Here is a 2,794-nt window from a genome sequence, read left to right as displayed (position 1 = left end):
TTTGCGCACCATGACCCAACGGACATATTCCATCACGACCTCGTCGCGCTGGTTCATGCCGCGGGTGCGCACATAGACCACCCCGGTCTTGCCGTTGGAATTCTGCTTCAGCCCGATCACCTCGGACGAGGACCGCAGCGTGTCGCCCGCATAGACCGGCTTCAGCCAGCGCCCTTCGGCATAGCCCAGGTTGGCCACCGCGTTCAGCGACACATCCGGCACGGTCTTGCCAAAGACCACGTGGAAGGCCGCCAGATCGTCGATCGGTGCCGCCGGCAATCCGCAGCCCTTCGCAAATTCATCCGAGGAATAAAGCGCATGCCGCATCGGATACAGCGCGTGGTACAGCGCCCTTTCCCCGCCCGACACGGTTCGCGGCACGGCATGGTCGATCACCTGACCGACCTTGTAATCCTCGAAGAAACGGCCCGGATTGGTCTTGGTCATCGGCTTACAAGGCTCCCAGTTTGATCTCGGGGGAATACTCGCCCTCGGCGTCCTTCACGACCGCCTGGCCACAGCGCATCACGCCGGTGGTGGCGTCATGGGCATAGGTCGGGTCGCCGTACAGTTCCCATCCCTTGGACAGGGCTTCACTCACCTTGTGGCAGAAGGCCGAGGTGTCGTCGGCAGTCAGAAAACGATAGGCTTTCATGTCAGATCCTTATCCAAATGTCGGATAGCCAAGCCAGGTGTGGATCATGCCGATCACGCCCAGCAGAATAACAGAGGCGACAAGGAACATCGCGTCCTTGCCGATGGAGCCCTTGGCGGGCGGCGTCCAGGCGGGTTCGGCCCGGTTGATCACGACCATCTCGGCCAGCGCCCAAGCCCCGAGACCGCCGAACAGCAGGAACGACGGCGTATCGCCATTCACCAGCAGATGCGCCACGGTCCACAGGAAAAACCCGGTCAGCATCGGGTGCCGCATCCGGTAGAACAGCGCGCCCTTCTTCGGCCCCGGAGAGGTGAAATAAAGCGCCGCGATCATCAGCAGGTTATTGATCCCCACGGTGGCGGGATGCCGCCCCCCGAAGAACGTGCCCTCGGCCGCGCGATAGCCCAGCACCATCAGCACGATCGACACGACCAGCGCCAGCGCGACCGCCCCGCGCCCGCCATTGCCCATGCGGGCCCGGGCCTCGGGGGCGAGACGTTTGAAGAAATGGGCCGCGGCCCAGAGAAGGACACCAAGAGCTAGAAGGAGCATGACTCACCTGTGGCTATGTAAATTGCCTTCACATTGCCTGCTTCAGCCCAGCTTCGCAATCGCCTCGGCTTTGGCCAGCGTCTTTTTCGCCGTCTCGACGTGCAGGTTCTCGACGATCTTGCCGTCAACCACCGCAACCCCCTGCCCCGTGCGCTCGATTTCCTCGTGCGCTTCGATCTGGCGCTTGGCCAGGTCGATCTCGGCTTCGGTCGGGGCAAAGGCGGTGTTGGCCCCGGCGACCTGCGCGGGGTGAATCAGCGTCTTGCCGTCGAATCCAAGGTCACGGCCCTGTTCGCATTCCGCGGCCAGGCCTTCTTCGTTCAGGTACTGGTTATAGACGCCGTCGACGCAGATCACGTCATGCGCGCGGGCCGCCAGCAGCATCTGCTGCAGCGCGAACATCATCGGCAGCCGGTCATCGCGGCTTCGGCAGTTCAGCTCTTTCGCCAGGTCGTTGGTGCCGGCGACAAAGCCCTCCAGCCGCGGATGGGCGGCGATTTCCAGCGCGTTCAGCACGCCAAGGGGGGTTTCGATCATCGCCCAGATCGCCGTCTGACCACCCAGAAGCTCGTCCAGCGCCTCGATATCCTTGGCGGAATTCACCTTGGGCAGAAGGAAGGCATCGGCCCCTGCATCCTTCAGCACGGCCACGTCGTCGCGGCCCCAGTCGGTGTCCAGCCCGTTGATCCGGATGATCTTGGCCCGCTCGCCATAGCCGCCTTCGGCCAGCGCGGCCTTCAGCGTTTCGCGCGCCGCATCCTTGGCATCCGGCGTCACCGCGTCTTCCAGGTCAAAGATGATCGCATCGCAGGCCAGCCCGCGCGCCTTGTCCAGCGCCCGCTCTTTCGAACCGGGGATATAAAGTACGGAACGATACGGGCGGAAAGTGCTGTCCATCGGGGCCTCCGGGGCTGAAAGTAACAATCTTGCGCATCAATGGCACTTTTTAAGGGAATAGTTCAATAGCATCTTCGCCGCGATGCAGAGAAAACGCCCGAATTGGCGGCGCACAGGCCCTGTTGCGCGGCTTTCTCGGGGCAACGGCTGGGGCGTTAACCAGATGTTCTCTCTCCGGGCGCAGGATCAGAGACGAGGAACAGACCAGTTGAGGACCCCTGCCGCCCCACCCGGGGCCGGCCACCAGAAAGGACTGCGCCATGCGTCTATTCATTCCCTCGGGCTTGCCCGCCCTGCTCTGGGGCCTTGTCCCCGGCCTGATCGCCACCCTGGGCCTGATCGCCGCCCTGCCCACGACGGCACAGGCCCGCAACGCCTGCGCGCCGCGCGACATCGTGCTGAACCGCCTGGCTACGACATATGGCGAAACCCGCCAGTCGATCGGCCTTGGTGCCAACAACCAGATGGTCGAGGTCTTCGCATCGGCCGAAACCGGATCCTGGACCATCACCGTCACCCGCCCCGGCGGCATCACCTGCCTGGTCGCCAGCGGCCAGGCGTTCGAGGTGCTAGCCGAAAGCCTGCCCAAGCCCGAAAAGGACGCCTGACAGATTCGACACGCGGCCCCCGCCCCCGCCAAGGGGCTGCATCGCAGCATTTCCGGCACCTTCCCGCATACGATCGCAT

Annotated in this window: 5 protein-coding genes; 1 reads left to right on the top strand and 4 read right to left on the bottom strand. The window is 63.8% G+C overall.

Annotation, left to right across the window (positions count from 1 at the left end):
* From ACEQXV_RS03265 to ACEQXV_RS03250, 4 genes are all read right to left on the bottom strand, one after another.
* On the bottom strand, window positions 1-447 hold a 447-nt coding region (locus tag ACEQXV_RS03265), incomplete at its 3' end, for a MaoC family dehydratase (RefSeq protein ID WP_370267881.1).
* A 4-nt stretch (window positions 448-451) separates the two neighbouring features.
* Window positions 452-655: a DUF1737 domain-containing protein gene (locus ACEQXV_RS03260; RefSeq protein WP_222321461.1), complete on the bottom strand. Its 204-nt coding sequence runs from the start codon at window positions 653-655 to the stop codon at window positions 452-454.
* Between the two features lie 9 nt (window positions 656-664).
* Window positions 665-1,210 carry an NnrU family protein gene (locus ACEQXV_RS03255; protein WP_370267879.1) on the bottom strand — a complete coding sequence of 182 codons (546 nt, stop codon included), beginning with the start codon at window positions 1,208-1,210 and terminating at the stop codon, window positions 665-667.
* A gap of 42 nt (window positions 1,211-1,252) precedes the next feature.
* A complete protein-coding gene (locus ACEQXV_RS03250) occupies window positions 1,253-2,107 on the bottom strand; it encodes a CoA ester lyase (protein ID WP_093450514.1) in 855 nt (284 codons plus the stop codon).
* 260 nt (window positions 2,108-2,367) lie between these two features.
* Between ACEQXV_RS03250 and ACEQXV_RS03245 the strand changes: the two genes are divergently transcribed.
* Complete coding sequence (locus tag ACEQXV_RS03245; protein ID WP_370267876.1) at window positions 2,368-2,715, top strand: hypothetical protein; 348 nt, start codon at window positions 2,368-2,370, stop codon at window positions 2,713-2,715.
* Window positions 2,716-2,794 lie beyond the last annotated feature (79 nt).

The organism is Nioella sp. (assembly GCF_964229645.1).
Classification (GTDB): domain Bacteria; phylum Pseudomonadota; class Alphaproteobacteria; order Rhodobacterales; family Rhodobacteraceae; genus Nioella.
This window is presented reverse-complemented; position numbering and strand designations above follow the sequence as displayed.

Coding starts and splice junctions, on each gene's coding strand:
- ACEQXV_RS03260 (WP_222321461.1), bottom strand. CDS start 655: ATGAAAGCCTATCGTTTTCTGACTGCCGACGACACCTCGGCCTTCTGC.
- ACEQXV_RS03255 (WP_370267879.1), bottom strand. CDS start 1,210: ATGCTCCTTCTAGCTCTTGGTGTCCTTCTCTGGGCCGCGGCCCATTTC.
- ACEQXV_RS03250 (WP_093450514.1), bottom strand. CDS start 2,107: ATGGACAGCACTTTCCGCCCGTATCGTTCCGTACTTTATATCCCCGGT.
- ACEQXV_RS03245 (WP_370267876.1), top strand. CDS start 2,368: ATGCGTCTATTCATTCCCTCGGGCTTGCCCGCCCTGCTCTGGGGCCTT.